General features: G+C 70.1%; 13 protein-coding genes. 5 read left to right on the top strand and 8 right to left on the bottom strand.

Translation table 11 applies throughout. The features are described from left to right. Positions 1–40: 40 nt before the first annotated feature. The gene (locus OG430_RS24635; protein ID WP_327354766.1) at positions 41–766 is read left to right on the top strand and encodes a GntR family transcriptional regulator; all 726 of its coding nucleotides are present in this window, start codon (positions 41–43) and stop codon (positions 764–766) included. 214 nt (positions 767–980) lie between these two features. Beyond that, complete coding sequence (locus OG430_RS24630; protein WP_327359207.1) at positions 981–2,240, top strand: MFS transporter; 1,260 nt, start codon at positions 981–983, stop codon at positions 2,238–2,240. A 52-nt stretch (positions 2,241–2,292) separates the two neighbouring features. Here OG430_RS24630 and OG430_RS24625 read toward each other — a convergent pair whose 3' ends face one another. Then, entirely contained in the window at positions 2,293–3,117 is an 825-nt protein-coding gene (locus OG430_RS24625; protein WP_327354765.1) for a maleylpyruvate isomerase family mycothiol-dependent enzyme, read from the bottom strand. Positions 3,118–3,282: 165 nt separating this feature from the next. Here OG430_RS24625 and OG430_RS24620 point away from each other — a divergent pair, with 165 nt between their 5' ends. Together OG430_RS24620 and OG430_RS24615 are read left to right on the top strand one after the other, a co-directional pair. Then, on the top strand, positions 3,283–4,056 hold the full coding sequence (locus tag OG430_RS24620) for a carbon-nitrogen family hydrolase (RefSeq protein ID WP_327354764.1): 774 nt from the start codon (positions 3,283–3,285) through the stop codon (positions 4,054–4,056). A 252-nt stretch (positions 4,057–4,308) separates the two neighbouring features. After that, complete coding sequence (locus OG430_RS24615; RefSeq protein WP_327354763.1) at positions 4,309–6,495, top strand: lectin-like domain-containing protein; 2,187 nt, start codon at positions 4,309–4,311, stop codon at positions 6,493–6,495. A gap of 87 nt (positions 6,496–6,582) precedes the next feature. Here OG430_RS24615 and OG430_RS24610 read toward each other — a convergent pair whose 3' ends face one another. The 7 genes from OG430_RS24610 to OG430_RS24580 form a co-directional block, all read right to left on the bottom strand. Next, positions 6,583–7,557: an FKBP-type peptidyl-prolyl cis-trans isomerase gene (locus tag OG430_RS24610; protein WP_327354762.1), complete on the bottom strand. Its 975-nt coding sequence runs from the start codon at positions 7,555–7,557 to the stop codon at positions 6,583–6,585. Between the two features lie 162 nt (positions 7,558–7,719). Continuing rightward, positions 7,720–8,742: a hypothetical protein gene (locus tag OG430_RS24605; RefSeq protein ID WP_327354761.1), complete on the bottom strand. Its 1,023-nt coding sequence runs from the start codon at positions 8,740–8,742 to the stop codon at positions 7,720–7,722. Between the two features lie 131 nt (positions 8,743–8,873). After that, positions 8,874–10,103 (bottom strand): hypothetical protein, encoded by a 1,230-nt coding sequence (locus OG430_RS24600; protein ID WP_327354760.1) that lies wholly within the window; start codon positions 10,101–10,103, stop codon positions 8,874–8,876. 119 nt (positions 10,104–10,222) lie between these two features. Further along, complete coding sequence (locus OG430_RS24595) at positions 10,223–11,236, bottom strand: hypothetical protein (RefSeq protein ID WP_327354759.1); 1,014 nt, start codon at positions 11,234–11,236, stop codon at positions 10,223–10,225. 216 nt (positions 11,237–11,452) lie between these two features. Next, positions 11,453–14,374 (bottom strand): lectin-like domain-containing protein, encoded by a 2,922-nt coding sequence (locus OG430_RS24590; RefSeq protein WP_327354758.1) that lies wholly within the window; start codon positions 14,372–14,374, stop codon positions 11,453–11,455. 352 nt (positions 14,375–14,726) lie between these two features. Then, positions 14,727–15,317, bottom strand: a complete 591-nt coding sequence (locus tag OG430_RS24585; RefSeq protein ID WP_327354757.1) for a hypothetical protein — start codon at positions 15,315–15,317, stop codon at positions 14,727–14,729. 169 nt (positions 15,318–15,486) lie between these two features. Beyond that, a complete protein-coding gene (locus OG430_RS24580) occupies positions 15,487–15,993 on the bottom strand; it encodes an LURP-one-related/scramblase family protein (RefSeq protein WP_327354756.1) in 507 nt (168 codons plus the stop codon). Between the two features lie 192 nt (positions 15,994–16,185). Between OG430_RS24580 and OG430_RS24575 the strand changes: the two genes are divergently transcribed. Then, positions 16,186–17,259, top strand: a complete 1,074-nt coding sequence (locus OG430_RS24575; RefSeq protein WP_327354755.1) for an AI-2E family transporter — start codon at positions 16,186–16,188, stop codon at positions 17,257–17,259. Positions 17,260–17,369: the final 110 nt, after the last annotated feature.

The following is a 17,369-nucleotide window of genomic DNA, read 5'->3' as shown; positions in this document are numbered from 1 at the left end:
GGGCTTTCTGATGCACCTCTGTTGTATCTAAGCTGTGCGCATGCCAGCCGCCCCCGCCCCCGCAACTGCCTCCACCTCCACAACCGCCCCCGCCTCCACAACCGCCCCCGCCTCCGCAACCGCCCCCGCCAAGCAGCCGCCCGCCGCCGAGCGCGTCTACCAGCACGTGAAGCAGGCCGTACTGGAGCGCCGTTACGAGGGCGGCACGCTGCTCACCGAGGGCGAGCTGGCCGCCGATGTCGGGGTGTCCCGCACCCCGGTCCGGGAGGCACTGCTCAAGTTGGAAGTGGAAGGGCTGATCAAGCTCTACCCGAAGAAGGGCGCGCTGGTCCTGCCGGTGTCGGCGCAGGAGATCGCGGACGTCGTCGAGACCCGCCTCCTCGTCGAGGAGCACGCCGCGCGCAAGGCCGTACCGGCCACGCCCCAGCTGATCGCCCGCCTGGAGGAGCTCCTGCGCGAGCAGAAGGCGCAGGCCGAGGCGGGGGACCTGGCGGGCGCGGCGACGACCGACCGCTGTTTCCACGCGGAGATCGTGCGCAGCGGGGGCAACGCGATCCTGTCGCGCCTCTACGACCAGCTCCGCGACCGGCAGCTGCGTATGGGGGTGGCCGTGATGCACTCGCACCCCGACCGGATCGCCAAGAACATCGCGGAGCATGGCGAGATCCTGGAGGCGTTGCGCGCCGGCAATGCGGATGAGGCTGCCGCGATCGTGCACCGGCACGTGGGCTGGTTCCAGACGCTGGCCCGCGGGGAGGCGCGGTGAGCGAGGCCAGGAAGGTGGGCCTCTGCCGTGAGGTTGAGGTCGACCGCCGCATCGTCACGGGGCTCCGCCCCGGACCCCGCTCCTCAAACGCCGGAGGGGCTGGATTTGCCCGAGCGGCGCTTCTTGTCGGCCGTACCGAGGTGAGCCGGTGAGTTCCCTCAGCAGCGCCGACCAGACCCGGCTCCCCGGTGACCCACCCGGCGGTCGCAAGGCCATGGCCATCTGGTCCGTAGGCGTCTCCGTCTACTTCGTCGCCGTCATCTTCCGGACCTCCCTCGGCGTCGCCGGCCTGGACGCCGCCGATCGCTTCCAGGTCAACGCCTCCGCCCTGTCGACCTTCTCGATCCTCCAGCTCCTGGTCTACGCGGGCATGCAGATCCCCGTCGGCCTCATGGTCGACCGGCTCGGCACCAAGCGCGTCCTGACCATCGGCGCCGTCCTGTTCACCCTCGGCCAGCTCGGCTTCGCGCTCTCCCCTTCGTACGGCATGGCCCTCGCGTCCCGCGCCCTGCTCGGCTGCGGTGACGCCATGACCTTCATCAGCGTGCTGCGCCTGGGCAACCGCTGGTTCCCGGCCCGGCGCGGACCGCTGGTCGCGCAGCTCGCGGGGCTGATCGGGATGGGCGGCAACCTCGTCTCGACCCTGGTCCTGGCCCGGCTGCTTCACGGGGTCGGCTGGACCGCGGCGTTCGTCGGGAGTTCTGCGGCCGGCGTCGTCGTACTCGTCCTGATGCTGCTGTTCCTCAAGGACCAGCCCGAGGGCGACGGCGCCCACGCTCCGGCCCCGACGCCGAAGCCGGCCCGCGGAACGGGCTACGTACGCAAGCAGATAGCCGAGTCCTGGCGCGAGCCCGGCACCCGGCTGGGCCTGTGGGTGCACTTCACCACGCAGTTCCCGATGATGGTGTTCACCCTGCTGTGGGGCATGCCGTTCCTGGTCGAGGCGCAGGGCCTGTCCCGCACCACGGCCGGTGAACTGCTCACGCTGACCGTCCTGTCGAGCATGACGATCGGCCTGGTCTACGGCCAGATCATCGCCCGCCACCACCAGGCCCGCACCCCCCTGGCCCTCGGCAGCATCGGCGCGACCGCGCTCGTGTGGGCCGCGGTCCTCGTCCACCCGGGCGAGGCCCCGATGTGGCTGCTCGTGGCCCTCTGCCTGGTGCTCGGCACCTGTGGGCCCGCCTCGATGATCGGCTTCGACTTCTCCCGGCCCGCCAACCCGCCGGAACGCCAGGGGACGGCCTCGGGCCTCACGAACATGGGCGGCTTCATCGCCTCGATGACGACCCTGCTCGCGGTCGGCGTCCTCCTCGACGCGACCGGCGACAACTACCGGATCGCCTTCTGCTCGATCTTCGTCCTCGAGGCGCTGGGCGTCACCCAGATCGTCCGGCTGCGGCATCGCGCCGTACGCCGGGAACGGGAACGCCTCGTGGCCAGCAGGGTCGAGGCCGTTCACGTACCGGCGTAGCGGTTGATCAAGGAGCGATCGGGTTGGTCACGGCGTGATCGCGAACCCCCGGCTACGGCGTGATCGCGAACCCCGCCAGAATCGCCGCCCCCAACTCCTGGTCCCCCTCGACCTTCACGCGGTCCGCGACCGCCGCCGCCTTCGTCCGCCCGCAGCCCAGCTTGTAGAACGTCTCCCAGTCCAGGATGAGCGTCGCCGCCGGGCCCAGCGAGGGTGCGCCGTCGATCGTGCCCTGGCCGTCCGCGTCGATCCGGACCGTGCGCAGGAAGTCGACCGGGCCGTGCACGTCGAAGACCACGGCCGAGTTGGCGGGGGCGCTCGCTCGCTTGGCGACGACCCTCGGCAGCGTCGAGAGCAGTACGTCGCGGGTGACGAGGGCACCGGGCGAGTCCAGGTTTCCGGGCTTCTTCAGGGTCGTACGCAGATCCTGCTCGTGCACCCAGACGTCGAACGCCCGCTTCCGCGTGGCCTCTTCGAGGGTTTCCTCGGTGCCGAGCGGGCCGCGCACCTTGAACGACGGGTCCCGCGACTCGTTCCGCAGCTGACGGGAGCGCCGGATGATCGTGTACTCCAGCTCGGAGGTCATCTCGGGCGCGGTGTGGTGCCGGCGGACGTCGACCTGCATCTCCATGTACCGCTGGAGTTCGGTCTGTACGTGATAGAGGTCGCGCGGCAGCGTGTGGATCGGCCGGGGGTCGCCGAGCATCTCGCAGTCGAGGCCTATGACATGGGAGACGATGTCGCGGATCGACCAGCCGGGGCAGGGGGTGGCCCAGTTCCACTCACCCTCGACGAGCGGCGTGACCAGCTCGGATATCGCTTCGACGGAGTGGGTCCAGGCATCGGCGTAGGTCTGAAGGCTGGGATGGAGACTCACAGGACGGGACCCCTCGGGCGGTTCGCGGGCGGTTCGAGTGCGCGGGCTGACGGCGGCGTGGGAGGTTCGTAGCCTTAAGTTACGCTGCCCACCAGGCCCCCTGCAGTGCTTTCGTGTGACGATCGTAGGCCGTGTCAGCGGCTCGAATGCCAGGACGGTGGTAGTGTGCGCGCCTCGCTCATCCAAATCGCAGTAGACCCCGACGAATCGGTCAATTCCCGTAGGGCGCGGGCGGCTTCGCTGGTGCGGGCGCAGTCCGGGGCCGATCTGGTGGTGCTGCCGGAGCTGTGGACCACGGGCGCGTTCGCGTACGAACTCTTCGACGCCGAAGCGGAATCCCTGGCCGGACCGACGCACGACGTGATGGCGAAGGCCGCGTGCGACGCCGGGGTCTGGCTGCACGCGGGGTCGATCGTCGAGCGCGACCCGGACGGCACGCTCTACAACACCGCGCTCGTCTTCTCCCCGGCCGGCGAGCTCGTCCGCACCTACCGCAAGATCCACCGCTTCGGCTTCGACAAGGGCGAGGCGGTCATGATGGGCGCGGGCCGCGAGCTCGCCACGGTGGTCCTGCCGGACACGACGGTGGGGCTTGCCACTTGCTACGACCTGCGGTTCCCGGAGCTCTTCCGGGGCTTGGTCGACGCGGGCGCCGAGACCCTGGTCGTCTCGGCCGGCTGGCCCGAGCGACGCAGGGCGCACTGGACGTTGCTCGCGCAGGCGCGGGCGGTGGAGAACCAGGCGTACGTGCTCGCGTGTGCGACGGCGGGTACGCACGCGGGGGTCCCGCAGTCGGGGCACAGCATCGTGGTCGACCCGTGGGGTGAGGTTCTCGGCGAGGCCGGGGCGGGTGAGGAGGTACTCATGGTCGAGCTCGACCCGGGCAAGGTGGGCGAGACTCGGGAGCAGTTCCCGGCTCTGAAGGACCGTGTGCTCTGAGCGGTCCTCGGGTGCGTATTCGGCCGCGGGTCCGTCGTGGCTGGGCGCGCAGTTCCCCGCGCCCCTAAAAGGGGCGCCACCTCGTGCGGAAGTGTGAAGTGTTCCGTCACCCTCTTGGTCTTGGGCGATAGCGGCAACCCCTGGCCAGTGTTCTGATGATCGAAAATTGGTCACCGTACGCAGTCATGCGTATACGTGCCGTAATCATCCGGATACGTGGCAGGGCGTGGTGCGCCCGAGGAGGCACCTCTCATGACGGACATCGGACACAGGCGCGGCCGAGGGGCGGGGAGAGCACGAGCCCGCCTCGCCGCGCCGCTCGGAATCGCCACGGTCGTGGCGCTCGGCCTGTCCCTCGTCGCGCCGCAGTCGGCCGTGGCGGACGAGATCGCCAGTGAAGCGTTCACCGGTACGTCGGTGAACGAGGCCAAGTGGTACGGCGGGCCCTACACGAAGGGTGACCCGACCGGCTTCGCCTGCCTCACGGCGGCCACCGGGGACGAGGGTCCGCTCAAGAAGTGCCAGAAGCCCGTCGGTGACGCCGCGGGCAAGGGCGCCCTGCGGCTCACGACCAACGACAAGCTGCAGAACGGCTACGCCATCTCCAAGCAGCCGATCCCGGCCACGGAGGGCATGAAGTTCAGCATCGACTTCGGTGTCTACAGCCCGGGCCAGGCGGGCGACCCGGCCGACGGCATCGCGCTGATGCTGCTCGACGGCAGCGCCGAGATGCCGAAGAAGTCCGGCAAGAACGGCTCGGGCCTCGGCTACGTCGACATCGAGGGCGGCTACCTCGGTGTGGGCCTGGACGTCTACGGCAACTTCACCGTCGAGGGCAAGGGTGCCGCGGGCGGGCTGCCCGACCGCACTCCCAACTCGATCACCGTGCGCGGCGCGAAGAGCGTGAACAACCCGCTGATCGCCACGTACAAGTCGGGCCGAAAGCTGGCCGCGGACGGTGCCACCAACCGCACCGAGGCCCGACGCACCGCCATCGTGGAGCTCTCCAAGACCGGTGTCCTGAAGGTCTCCATCGACTTCCACGACGGACAGCCGATCCGTGAGGTCATCGAGCCCGTCGACCTCGACGAGATCAAGGGCCAGCCGCCGGTCCCGGAGACCTTCCGTATCGGTGTCTCCGCCTCGACCGGCAACTCCACCGCGGTCCACGAGGTGTGGAACGGCAAGTTCGAGACCCTCGACCCGAGCCTGTCCACGAGCGTCGTGCCCAAGGGCCCGGTGAACGCGGGCGCGCCGGCCGAGTTCGAGATGACCACCACCAACGACAAGCTGGCGGGCCCCACCAGCGGCGAGGTCGTCACCACCCAGACCTTCCCCGAGGGCGTCAAGCCCGTCTCGGCCTCCGGTGACGGCTGGACCTGCACCGTCGACGGCCAGAAGGTCACCTGCAAGCGCCCCGGCACGGGCGCCGACGCGCTGAAGCCGGGCGAGTCCTACCCGCCGGTCTCGGTGAAGACCGAGGTGGCCAAGGACGCCAAGGGCGACAAGGAAGTCACCTCGCAGGTGACCACGCCCGGTGGCAAGGAGTCCCAGCCCACCAGCAGTTCCTTCACGGTCACCCCGGCCAAGGGCCCGGACCTGACCGTCACCACCAAGCCGACCGGCGACGTGGTGGGCGGCAAGCCCGCCTCGTACACGATCGACGTGGCGAACAAGCCGACGGCCGGACCGACCAACGGCGAGGTCAAGGTCGTCCGCACCTTCCCCGAGGGCATCAAGCCGATCTCCGCGGTCGGTGACGGCTGGAAGTGCGAGATCGCGGGCCAGAAGGTCACCTGCACCCGCCCCGGCACCGGCGCCGACGTGCTCAACCCGGGCAAGAACTACCCGCCCATCAGCATCGGCACCCAGGTCGACGACGGCGCCAAGGGCACGCTCGAAGGCAGCACGGAGGTGACCACGCCGGAGCAGCAGACCACCGGCCCGGTCAAGGACACCACCACCGTCAAGCCCGCCCCGGCCAAGGACCCGGAGCTGTCCGTGGTCACCAAGCCCAAGGGCGATGTGATCCAGGGCAAGCCGGCCGCCTTCACGATCGACGTCTCGAACGCCGCCGACGCGGGCCCGACCCACAGCGCCACCAAGGTGATCCGCACCTTCCCGGACGGAGTCACCCCGACGAAGGCGTCCGGCGACGGCTGGAAGTGCGCGATCGGCGGCCAGACGGTGACCTGCATGCGCGAGGACGTGCTGCAGCCCGGCAAGCAGTTCCCGACGATCAACGTCGAGACGACCGTCGACAAGGACGCCGAGGGTCAGATCGAGGGTGCCACCTCGGTGAGCACGTCCGGCGACCCCAACAGCGGCAACCAGGTGTTCGACACCTTCGTCGTCAAGACGGACGCGGGTCAGGACATCGACTGCGGTGGCTGGCTGAAGGACAAGCTGCCGACGACGCGGGCCGCTCAGTGCCAGTAGTTCCCGGCATGTAGACCGAGCAGCACCGAGTAATACCGAGGCCCCCGGGAGCAGTTCGCTCCCGGGGGCCTCGGGCTGCGCGCGGGTTCAGCGGCCCGCGCGGTCCCGGCGGTCCAGGATGTCGACGACGTACGCCACCGGCTTGTCCTTGGGCGCGGCCAGCGCCCCCGGCGTGTGCGTGAAGCCGGGCCGCTGGTCGGCCGGCACGGTGATCAGCACCCGGCTGCCCACCCGCCTGCCCAGCAGACCCGGGTACCAGCCGGGCAGCATGACCTCGTCCTTCATGACGAAACCGTTCGGACCACTGCGCCGGTACGTCGAGTTGAACGAGCTCTTCTTGCCCCACTCGACCCCGGTGAACTGCATGACCACCGTCTGCCCCGCCTTGAGCTCCGGCCCCTTCCCCTCGACCAGCGTGCGCACCCCGAGCTTCTTGGGCGCGGCACCCCAGGCCCCGATCACCGGCTCCTCGCCCGGCTTCACGGTGACCTCGGGCGAGCCGCCGTACGGGCCCGAACCACCCCCGGGAATCTGCTGCTTGGCGTCGTACCCCCCGATGACGTCGAAGACGAGCACCATGTGGTCGCTCGGCGTGACCTGCGCGGGTGCCATGCCGCCCGGCCCGAACCCGTGCGTCGCCGGGGTGACCAGCATGACCCGGCTGCCCGCCTTGCGGCCGAGCAGCGCCTGGTCCCAGGTCCGCGCCACGTGCTGTCCGTCGAGGACCGCGGTGGTGGGCTGTTCCAGGCGGTACGTGTCCATCAAGGGCTTGCCGGACTCCCAGATGCGCATGTCCACATCGGTGACGACGACTTGGCCCTTCTTCGTGAGCGCCCCGTCGCCCTCCTTGAGGACCTTCATCCGCGCTTCCTTCGGCGGCGGATAGGACGGCATGGCGACATCGGGACGGCTGCCGAAGTCGCCCGTCACCCGCGGGATGTTCTGCGGTTCGGGACCCGAGCAGCTCAGGGAGGCGGACAGGGCGAGGGCGGCGAGGGCCGCGGGCAGGGCCCGACGGCGCAGCAGGCCGATGCGGTCGCGGCGGTGGGGGGTGGCGGACACCGGGGGCTCCTTCGGGTCGGTGGTCGGATCCACCAGACTTGCCCGCCCGGGCCGCCCCCGGCCGGACCGCACGCGAAATGCCGGGTGCCGTACGCCCGTTCGGCGTACGGCACCCGGCCACTGAAGGAACTACCGGCCACTGAAGGAACTACTGGGGTCGTCCTACCAGCAGGAGGACGCCTTCGAGCCGCGGAACGCGTCCCGCACACCGGCGGCCGAGACGGCCGGCGGGGCGAACGGGGCGCACCGGCGGGTGACCGGGCCCGTGGGCTGTGCGGCCCGCTCGACGGCCTTCTTCGGCGCCGGTGCGAACTGGTCGGTGATCTTCGGGTCGCGGAGCACCGCCGCATGACCGACCGTCACATCCGCGACCTCGGTGCCGAGGACGCTCGCGTGAATGGCGTTGACGTAGCCGCTGGTGGCCTTCGGGTTGTACTTGTACGAACCGTTCTTGCCCTTGGTCGGCTCGCCCTGCTCGTCCGTGGTCACCTGCTCGTTCGTGGTGGCCAGGGCGAGCGGCGCCTTGGTGTAGTCCTCCGGGATGCGCAGACCGAGGTTCACGGCCCAGAGCGGCGGGATGTCGATGATCCGCAGACCGGCGATGGAGATGTAGCCACGGGCCGCGCCGCCCGTGAACTCGACCGTCCGGCCGGGCCGCGAGTACGCGGACACCGTGATGCCCTCGACGTGCACGCCGATCGGCGAGAGCTGGGTGGCGTCCGGCGCGGGCGACGGGTTCGCGATGTAGGGCACGCCCACGTCGACGGCCGCGCCGCCGGCGTCCGCGTAGACCTCACCGCGGGCCGGGACGTCGACACCGCCCAGCGCCTCCGAGGGGTGTGCGTGGCCCATGGCCCGTGAGTAGAGCGCCGACACCTTGCCGAGCCCGAAGCCGCCGGGCGCCAGGTTGACCAGCTTCCGGCCACCCGCGTGCATCTTGGGAGCCTTCGGCGTCGTGGGGTAGTGCGACTCGAACAGCTGCGTGTCGACGATCTTGCCGAGGCCCTTGACCCCGACCACCCACGCGTCTGCCTGGACACAGTCCTTGGTGTCGACGACCGTTCCCCAGTCGTCGACACCAGGGGGGACATACGCCTGAGCCGGGAGTGCGGCGGCCGCCACCGCGGTCAGGGCGAGTCCCGCTGTCAGCAGGGCGCGCGGCCCTGAAGTGCGCCATGAGGCCATGGCCGACCCTCTCTTTCCGTTTCCGTACGGGAAAAACACGGGCAGTTCGCAGCGGCCAGAGAGCGGCCACTGATAGTAAGAGATTCACTACATAGAGCGATGAGTGCACGTCGGGGCGGCCATCCGGGGACTCAGTTGCGGGCCGTCCCGCGGTGCGCCACCGCCGCGTGTCCGACCGTGACGTCCATGACGTAGGGCGTGAGCACGGTGATGTGCGCCGTGTTGGCGTAGCCGCTGGTCGCTTCCGGGTCGCGCACGTAGCCGCCGTCCTCGCCGGCCGTCGGGTGGCCCTGGGCGTCGGTGGTGACCTGCTCGTTCAGGGTGACGAAGAGCTGTGCCGGGCGGCGCGGGTCCGCCGGGATGCGCAGGCCCTTGTTGGCTTCCAACGGGCCGTTGAACGCGATGAGTTGGCGACCGTTCGAAAGGAGCCTGCCGCCCTTGGCCGAGGTGGTGAACTTCGGGGCCTGGCCGGCGGTGGCGACCGCGGTCGTGGTGGCGTCGTGCAGTTCGAGGCGGAGCGGGATCTTCGGGGCCGGAAGCTTCTCCCGCCCTGCCGCGTCGGGCCTGGTGAGGTACGGAAGGCCGAGGGTGAGCCCGCCGACCCGGGACTCGGCGGTGACCGAGTCGCCGTGCGTCGCCGTCGTGGAGGTGAGGCCCTGCACGGTGCCGAAGGTCCAGCCTTCCGACTCGAGGCGCAGGGGTTCGGGGGCGAGGTCCTTCGCCGAGGTCGGCACGCCGGGGCCCGCGGGCAGATGTGCCTCGGCCAGGCGTACGTCGGCTCCGGCGCCCCGGCCGAGGGTGCGCAGGGCCCAGACGTCGGCCTGCACCGGCTGGTTGGTGTCGGCGATGGTGCCCCAGTTGGCGGCGGGGATCGGCTCAGGCGTTTCCGGGGCCGGGGGCGGGGGCGGCTTGGGGGCGGCGGCCTTGGTGCCGGCCTTGGTGCCGGTCTTGGTGTGCGGGCGGAAGAAGCTGAAGGCCCCGTCGATCGTGCCGTGGATCAGTGCGGCGATGCCGGACTGTTCGGGGTCGAAGGGGTTCCAGTCGGGGTTGGTCGTGGGGTCGTAGCCGTTGGGGTTGGTCGTGTCGGGCTGCGTCGTCCCGGGCTGGGTGGTGCCGGGGTCGGTCGTCCCGGGCTTCGTGGTCCCGGGCTCGGTCGTCGTCGGCTTCTTGGGCACATTGCCCTCGCCCTGCGGTTCGCCCTTCTCGTTCACCTCGATCCCGGCGGGCGGCGGAAAGGGCGGCGGCTGGGCGGCGGATGCGGCGGTCGCGGTGGGCGTCGCGGCGAGCAGCAGCGCGGCGAGCGCGGTGACGGTGGCGGTGAAGGGCGAGGTGGAGCGCAGGACGGACGGCGAAGGCAGCACGGAGGCCCCCTGGTCTTCTTGGTTGTGCCTGGTGAGTGATTGGCCGTGGCTGATCGGCGAGGGGGGAACGCATCCGGTCGCCGTGCGCCCGCAAGGCGTACGGCGACCGGATGCGGCCGTCAGTTGGTGGCGATCTCCGCCGGCGGCTTGATGGTCTCGGCCGGCTTGGTCAGGTCGACCTTGGTCGGCGTCGTCTTGCCGCCGTTGATCAGGAGGTCGAGCAGGCCGGGCAGCTTCGGCGGCGTCGGCGGCTTGAGCATGTCGGTCTTGGCCGGGTCACGGATGACGGCGGCGTGGCCGATGGTGATGTCCGCGACCTCCGGGCCGAGCACGCTGGCGTGGATGGCGGTGACGTAGCCGCTGGTCGCCTTCGGGTCGTACTTGTACGAGCCGTCCTTGCCCTTGGTCGGCACACCCTTGTTGTCCGTGGTGACCTGCTCGTTGGTCATGGCGATGACCGGCGAGGGGCGGTCGCCGGCCGCCGGGATCTTGACGCCGAGGTTCACGGCCCACAGCGGCGGGATGTCGATGATCCGGATACCGGCGAGCGAGATGTAGCCGCTGGCCGCGCCGCCCTGGAACTCGACGGGCTTGCCGGGCAGCGCACGGGCGTGCACGTCGATCGCGTCGACGTGCACACCGATGCCGGAGAGCTGGGTGCCCTCCTGGGAGAGCGGCTCGATGTAGGGCACGCCGACGTCGACGGAGGCACCACCGGCGTTGGCGTACGCGGAACCCGGGTACTTGACCGTCAGCTTGCTCGACTTGGTGCGCGGCTGCTCATTGGTCAGCGCGGTGGAGTACAGCGCGGAGACCTTGCCCAGGCCGATGCCGCCGGGCGCGAGGTTGACCAGGTCGCGGCCGCCCTCGGCCTTGCGGGGCGCCTTGGGCGTGGAGGGCGAGGCGGACTCGAAGAGCCGGGCGTTGATGATGCGGCCGACACCGTCGATGCCGATGACCCAGGCGTTGGCCTGGACGCCGTCCTTGGTCTCGACGACCGTGCCCCACTCGTACGTGGGCTCGGGGTCGGCGGCCGATGCGGTACCCGCAGCCGTGAACGCCACCGTCATCGCGAGCCCGGCAGCGGTCGCCGCGCGCTTCCCCCTGGAGCCAACAGCGTGCCTAGCAGCCATAGCCACTCAGTTCCTTCCCTACAGATGAAGGTCGACAAATCGACCACTGTCTGTAAGCGGAACATCGCGCTGGGTAACTTGCATGCGGTGGGCGCCATCCGGGGCCCTCGCGGCCGCCGGGGAGTCCGGGCCATCCGCGGAAACAGCACCGCCGGGCCTCAGGAAGAGGTCCCGGCGGTGCTCCTACGAGGTGTCCGCGGTGCGCGGACTACAGGGTCAGCCCACGTCCACCGTCACGCTGTTCCAGGTGCCGGTGGCGTCCGTGTAACCGCCGAGGAGGCAGTGCGCGGCGCCCGGGATGATGTTCGCGGCGATGTCCCAGTCGGCCGTGGCGTGCACCTTGTTGCCCTTGTACGCGCCGTCGGTCACGACACCCTCGAAGTTCGCGCCGGACAGCGTGAGCTTCGAGGTGCCCTCGACCTTGGAGGTGAGGACCTTGCCGTTGACGTACCAGCGCATGACGCCGGTCATCGTCGCGTTCGGGATGCCGAGCGCGGGGACACAGGACCCCTTGCCGATGCCGTTGAACGAGACCTGGACCGAGCCCGGCTGCAGCTTCGAGTCGCTGGACGTACAGCCGGAGCTGGTGCCCGCGCCGGTGAAGGACTGCGTTTTGTCACCGATGCCGAGACCCGGCTTCATGCTGATCCGGGCCATGCCGCCGTAGCAGCTCACGCCGCCGCCCGCGGTGCCGTCGCCGCCGGCCTTGACGTCGACGGAGTCCTTGACGGTCTTGTCGCCGTCCGGGTCGCCCTTGGTGTTGACGCCCGTGGTGCCCTCGACCGTGCCCGACACGTCGTTGCCGACCGCGGTGGTCACCTTGATGGGCGGGTACTGCTTGCCGGGCTGCAGCGCGTCGTCACCGGTGCCGGGGCGGGTGCAGGTGACGGTCTGGCCGTCGATCTTGCAGTCCCAGCCGGGGCCCTGCGCGACCTTCGGCACGACGCCCTCGGGGAAGGTGCGGACGACCTTCACCGAGTCGTGCGTCGGGCCCGCGTCGGGCGCGTTGGAGACGTCGATGTTGAACTCGGCGGGCTTGCCCGCGACCACATCGCCGACCGGCTTGGTCACCACGGACAGGTCGGGCTCCTTGGCCGAGGCCGGGATCACCGTGACGGTGTCCTTGACCGGCGGCTTGGTGTCCTGGCCCGGCGTGCCGGTCTCGGTGGTACCGGTCAGGTCGCCCTTGGCGCCCTTGTCGACCTCGGTGTCCACGTTGATGGGCGGGTAGTTCTTGCCGGGCTGCAGCGCGTCGTCACCGGTGCCGGGGCGGGTGCAGGTGACGGTCTGGCCGTCGATCTTGCAGTCCCAGCCGGCACCGTTGGCGGCCACGGGCTTGACGCCCTCGGGGAAGGTGCGGACGACCTTCACCTCGCCGGTGGTCGGGCCGGCGTCCGGCGCGTTGCCCACGCCGATGGCCCACTTGGCGGGCTTGCCGGCGACGACGTCACCGACCGGCGAGGTGACCACGGTCAGGTTCGGGTCCTTGGCGGCCGGCTTGACCGTGGTGGTGTCCTTGACCGGGGTGGTGTTCGGCGCGCTGGGCGTGGTCACCTGGGTGGTGCCGTCCAGGTCGCCGGACGCGTCGTCGTCGACGTCGGTCTTGACGTTGATGGGCGGGTAGTTCTTGCCCGGGTCCAGTACGTCGTCCCCGGTGCCGGGGCGGGTGCAGGTGACGGTCTGGCCGTCGATGTCGCACTTCCAGCCGTCACCGGCGGCCTCGGTGGGCTTGATGCCCTCGGGGAAGGTGCGGACGACCTTCACCTCGCCGTCGGTCGGTCCGGCCTCCGGCTTGTTGGCCACGTCGATCTGGTACTCGGCGGGCTCACCGGCGGTCACGTCGCCCTTGGGCTTGGTGGTGACCGTCAGGTCCGGGCCCTTGACCGGGGTGATGCTGACCGGGCTGGTCTCCGGCTTCGGGTCGGACTCGCCCGGGGTGGTCGCGGCGGAGGTGATCTCCTTGTCGCCCTTGGCGTCCTTGGCGACCTCGGTCTTCACCAGGACCGGCGGCTTGGCGTCGCCCGGCTTGAGGGCGTCGGGGCCGGAGCCGGGTCGCTTGCAGGTGACCGTCTGGCCCGCCACCGAGCAGTCCCAGCCGTCACCGGAGGCCGAGACCGGCTTGATGCCTTCGGGGAAGGTCTGGGTGGTGACGATGTCGCCGTGCGTGGGACCGGCGGCCTTGTCGTTGCTGGTGGTCATCTCGAACTCGGCCGGCTCGCCGGCCTTGACCGTGCCCTTGGGCTCGACCTTCGTGAGGAGGTTCGGCTCGATCGTCTCGACCTTGCCGTTCCACAGCTCGTGGATCGCGGTGGAGTTGCCGGTCGAGGCGGCGACACCGATCCGGAGGGTGTCGGGGACCTTCGGCTGGCCCTTGATCTCGTCGAGGTCGACGGGCTCGATGACCTCGCGCGGCTCCGTACCGTCGTGGAAGTCGATGCGGACCCGCACCACTCCCTCGCTGGACAGCTCCACGATGGCGGTACGCCGGGCCTCGGTGCGGTTGGTGGCGCCGGGAGCGGCCAGCTTTCGGCCCGACTTGTACGTCGCGACCATCGGGTTCTTCACGCTGGACGCGCCACGGATCGTGATCGAGTTGGGCGTACGGTCCGACAGACCGCCTTCGGCGCCCGCGTCGTTGTGGGAGTCCGTGTAGTTGCCGTAGGCGTCGAGGCCGATGCCGAGATAGCCGCCCGCGATGCCCACGTAGCCGAGGCCCGAGCCGTTCTTGCCGGACTTCTTCGGCATCTCGGCACTGCCGTCGAGCAGCATCAGCGAGATGCCGTCGGCCGGGTCGCCGGCCTCCATCGGGTCGTAGACGCCGAAGTCGATGCTGAACTTCGTGCCGCCCCGGGTCGGGATCGGGTTCTTCGAGATCGCGTAGCCGTTCTGCAGCTTCTTGTTGTTCGTCAGCCGCAGTGCGCCCTGCCCCGGCTTGTCGCCGACCTTCTCCTGGCAGCCCTCGAGCGGCTTGGGAGCGGCGGTCGACGCCGTCAGACAGGCCCAGCCGGTGGGGTCACCCTCCTGGTAGGGACCGCCGTACCACTTGGCCTGGTCGACCGTGGCGCCGGTGAAGCTCTCGTTGGCGATCACTTCCGCCGTGGCGGACTGCGCCGTGACGAGGGACAGACCCATGGTCATGGCCGTGACCAGGCCAAGTGCCGCAGTGCCCCGGGGCGGTCGCGACCTCCCCCGGCGCTCGCGACAGTGTCCGATATCCACCATGTACCTCCTCCAGAAACGCGACAGGGTCTGCCACACGTATCCGATTAGTCACGCTACGTACGTACTGAGTCGCAGAACGTAGTGATGCGCGATCATCGGAACACCGCGGCGGCCTCCCCGCGACCCCTCGAAGTCCAAAGGAGTGAACGCCAGTTGCCCACCAGGCGGGGTGAAGTGCCATGCAGTCAGGGGGAGTTGGAGAAGCGCAAAGGCTTGACCCCGACCGCGACGGTCGGTGCCAAGCCTTTGCGGGGTTTCGGGCGACGGATCAGGCCACGTCGACCGTCAGGGTGTCCCAGGTGCCGGTCGCGTCGGTGTAGCCACCGGTGAAGCAGCCCGCGACGGCCTGGACGATGTTGGTCTCGAAGTCCCAGTTGGCCGTGGCGTTGACCTTGTTGCCCTTGAACGGGCCGTCCGTGACGACGCCTTCGAAGGTGGCACCGGACAGCGCCAGCTTGGCCGTGCCGCGGACCTTGCTGACCTGGTTGTCCAGGTCGACGCCGGCCATCGTCCAGCGGATCGCGCCGGTCATCTCGGCGTTCGGGATGCCGAGCGCGGGGAGACAGGAGCCCTTGCCGGTGCCCGTGAAGGACGCGTTGGCCGAGGACACCGACAGCTTGGAGTCGCTGGAGTTGCAGCCCGAGGTCGTGCCCGCGCCGGTCCAGGTCTGCGCCTTGTCGCCGAAGGTGAGGCCCGGCTTGATGCTGATCCGCGCCGCGCCGCCGTGGCAGGTCACGCCCGCGCCGACCGTCGGGTCCGGGGCGGCGGTGGTGACGGCCTGGGCGGAGGCCGGGGCCAGGGCGAGGAGCAGGGCAGCGGCCGGTACGGCTCCGGCGACCTTCTTGAGCATTGCGTGCATGGTGATTTCTCCTGCATCTGTGCAGCTGAGGACGTGGTACGTACCGACCACGCATTCAGTGTTCGCACAGGGTGATCGGGCGTGCGCGCTCAGTGACCTGGTCGAGTGACCGGGCAGGCGGGGCCCGGGCCCTGCCCGGCTGCGGTCCGTCGCCCCCGCCCAGCTGCGGTCAGTCGTCGTCGCGGTCCCCCTCGCGCTCCTTCTCGGCCAGCCGGATCACACACACCGCCACCGCGATCATCAGCGCCGGGTCGGCCTCCTCGTGCACGACGTCCACGCCGTACGTCTCCCGCACCCGCAGCCAGCGCCGCGAGATGTGCGCCAGCATCTCGCCGCCGTACTCGACCACGAACTCCCGGTCGAGGATCTTTCCGCTCACATCCAGCTCGGTGCCGTCCACCAGGGACACCCGGTAGTGATTGCGCAGCAGGGAGAACCGCTTCTTGCGGATGGTGGCAAGCGCCTCGCCGTCGCGCTCGATGGTCATCGCGTCACGCAGGCTGAACACCTTCGCCCGGATGTCGATGAGCACCCGCCCCTGCGGGTCCTTCAGCTCGAAGGTCTCGCGCAGCCGCATGGCCTTGCCGTCGACGAGGAAGGCCTTGCGGCCGTGCTCGTCCTCGATCCAGTAGTCGTCGCCGATGCCGAAGATCCGGTCGCGTACCAGGAATTTCATGCGGGCATACGTACCCGGGGTGCGCGGCGGGATGAGGCGGCGGCCCCAGGTGCACGCGTACGGGGGTCAACCGGCCCGACTTCACGGGCGTACTGACGACTCCTCACCGGCAGGAGGCCGCCGCCTGACGCCCCCTCACCCGGCCGGACGCCCAAACGCGCCGGGCACCTCGGGCCGTGTTCGGGTGGGGGAATGCAGCCGCTGCACACCCTTCTGCCGGAACCCGCCCGCAAGGTCGCGGCCTGGTGCGTCCTGGCCCTCCTGGTCACGGGGGTCGCCTATGTGGGCATCTGGCTCTGCATCGAGCTGAAGACCGCGGTCACGCCCGTGCTGCTCGCCCTGCTCGGCACCGCCCTGCTCGGCCCGCTGTACCGCCGGCTCGTCGCCATGAAGGTCAACAAATCCCTTGCCGCGGGCCTGACCTGCCTGGCGGTGCTCGTGGTCGTCGGCGGTGCGCTCTACATCGTGGTGAGCGCCCTCATCGACAGCGGGGAGCAGATCATCTCCTCCCTGCGCGACGCGGCGAAGGGCATCACGGAGCACTTCGGCGCCGCGGGCACCTCCCTCGACGACCTGGCCAAGAACTCCAAGGACCTGCTCTCCAAGTTCGGCGGGACGGCCGCGTCCGGGGTGATCAGCGGGGTCAGCGTCGTCGGCGAGATGATCGCGATGGCGGTGCTCGCGCTGCTCCTCGTCTTCTTCTTCCTGCGCGACTCCGACAAGGCGGTCGCCGGGCTGCACCAGCTCGCCCCGCGCGACACCGGGCACGCCCTGGAGACCATGGGGCGCCGCGCCTTCGAGGCCATCGAGGGCTTCATGCGGGGGACCACGCTGATCGCCCTCATCGACGCCGTCTGCATCACCATCGGGCTGCTCATCCTCGGGGTGCCGGGGGCCGTGGGCCTGGGGGCGCTGGTCTTCGTCGGCGCGTACATCCCCTATCTCGGCGCCTTCATCTCGGGCGCGGTCGCGGTGCTCGTGGCCTTCGCGGACCGGGGCTGGGTGATCGGGCTCTGGGCGCTCGGCGTCGTACTGGCCGTGCAGGTCCTGGAGGGCCATGTGCTGCAGCCGATGATCCAGAGCCGCACCGTCCAGATGCACCCCGCGATCGTGATGCTGGCGATCACCGCGGGGGCCTCGCTCGCCGGGATCCTCGGGATGCTGCTCGCGGTGCCGCTGGTGGCGGCGGCGTTCGGGGTGGTCTCGGAGGTGCGGGAGCGGTACGGGCTCAAGCGGGCGGCGACCGGGAGAGAAGCGGCGGACTAGAGGCTGGGATCAGAGCCTGGGATTAGAGCCTCGTCACAGATCGCCCGATAGGGTTGCTTCTTATTACTGGCGGGTAGCATCATCAGTAGCTACTTGCTGGTATTGACGAG

The organism is Streptomyces sp. NBC_01304, from assembly GCF_035975855.1.
Lineage (GTDB): Bacteria > Actinomycetota > Actinomycetes > Streptomycetales > Streptomycetaceae > Streptomyces.
Note: the sequence above shows the minus strand (reverse complement) of the source record. Positions and strands in the feature narration are given on the sequence as shown.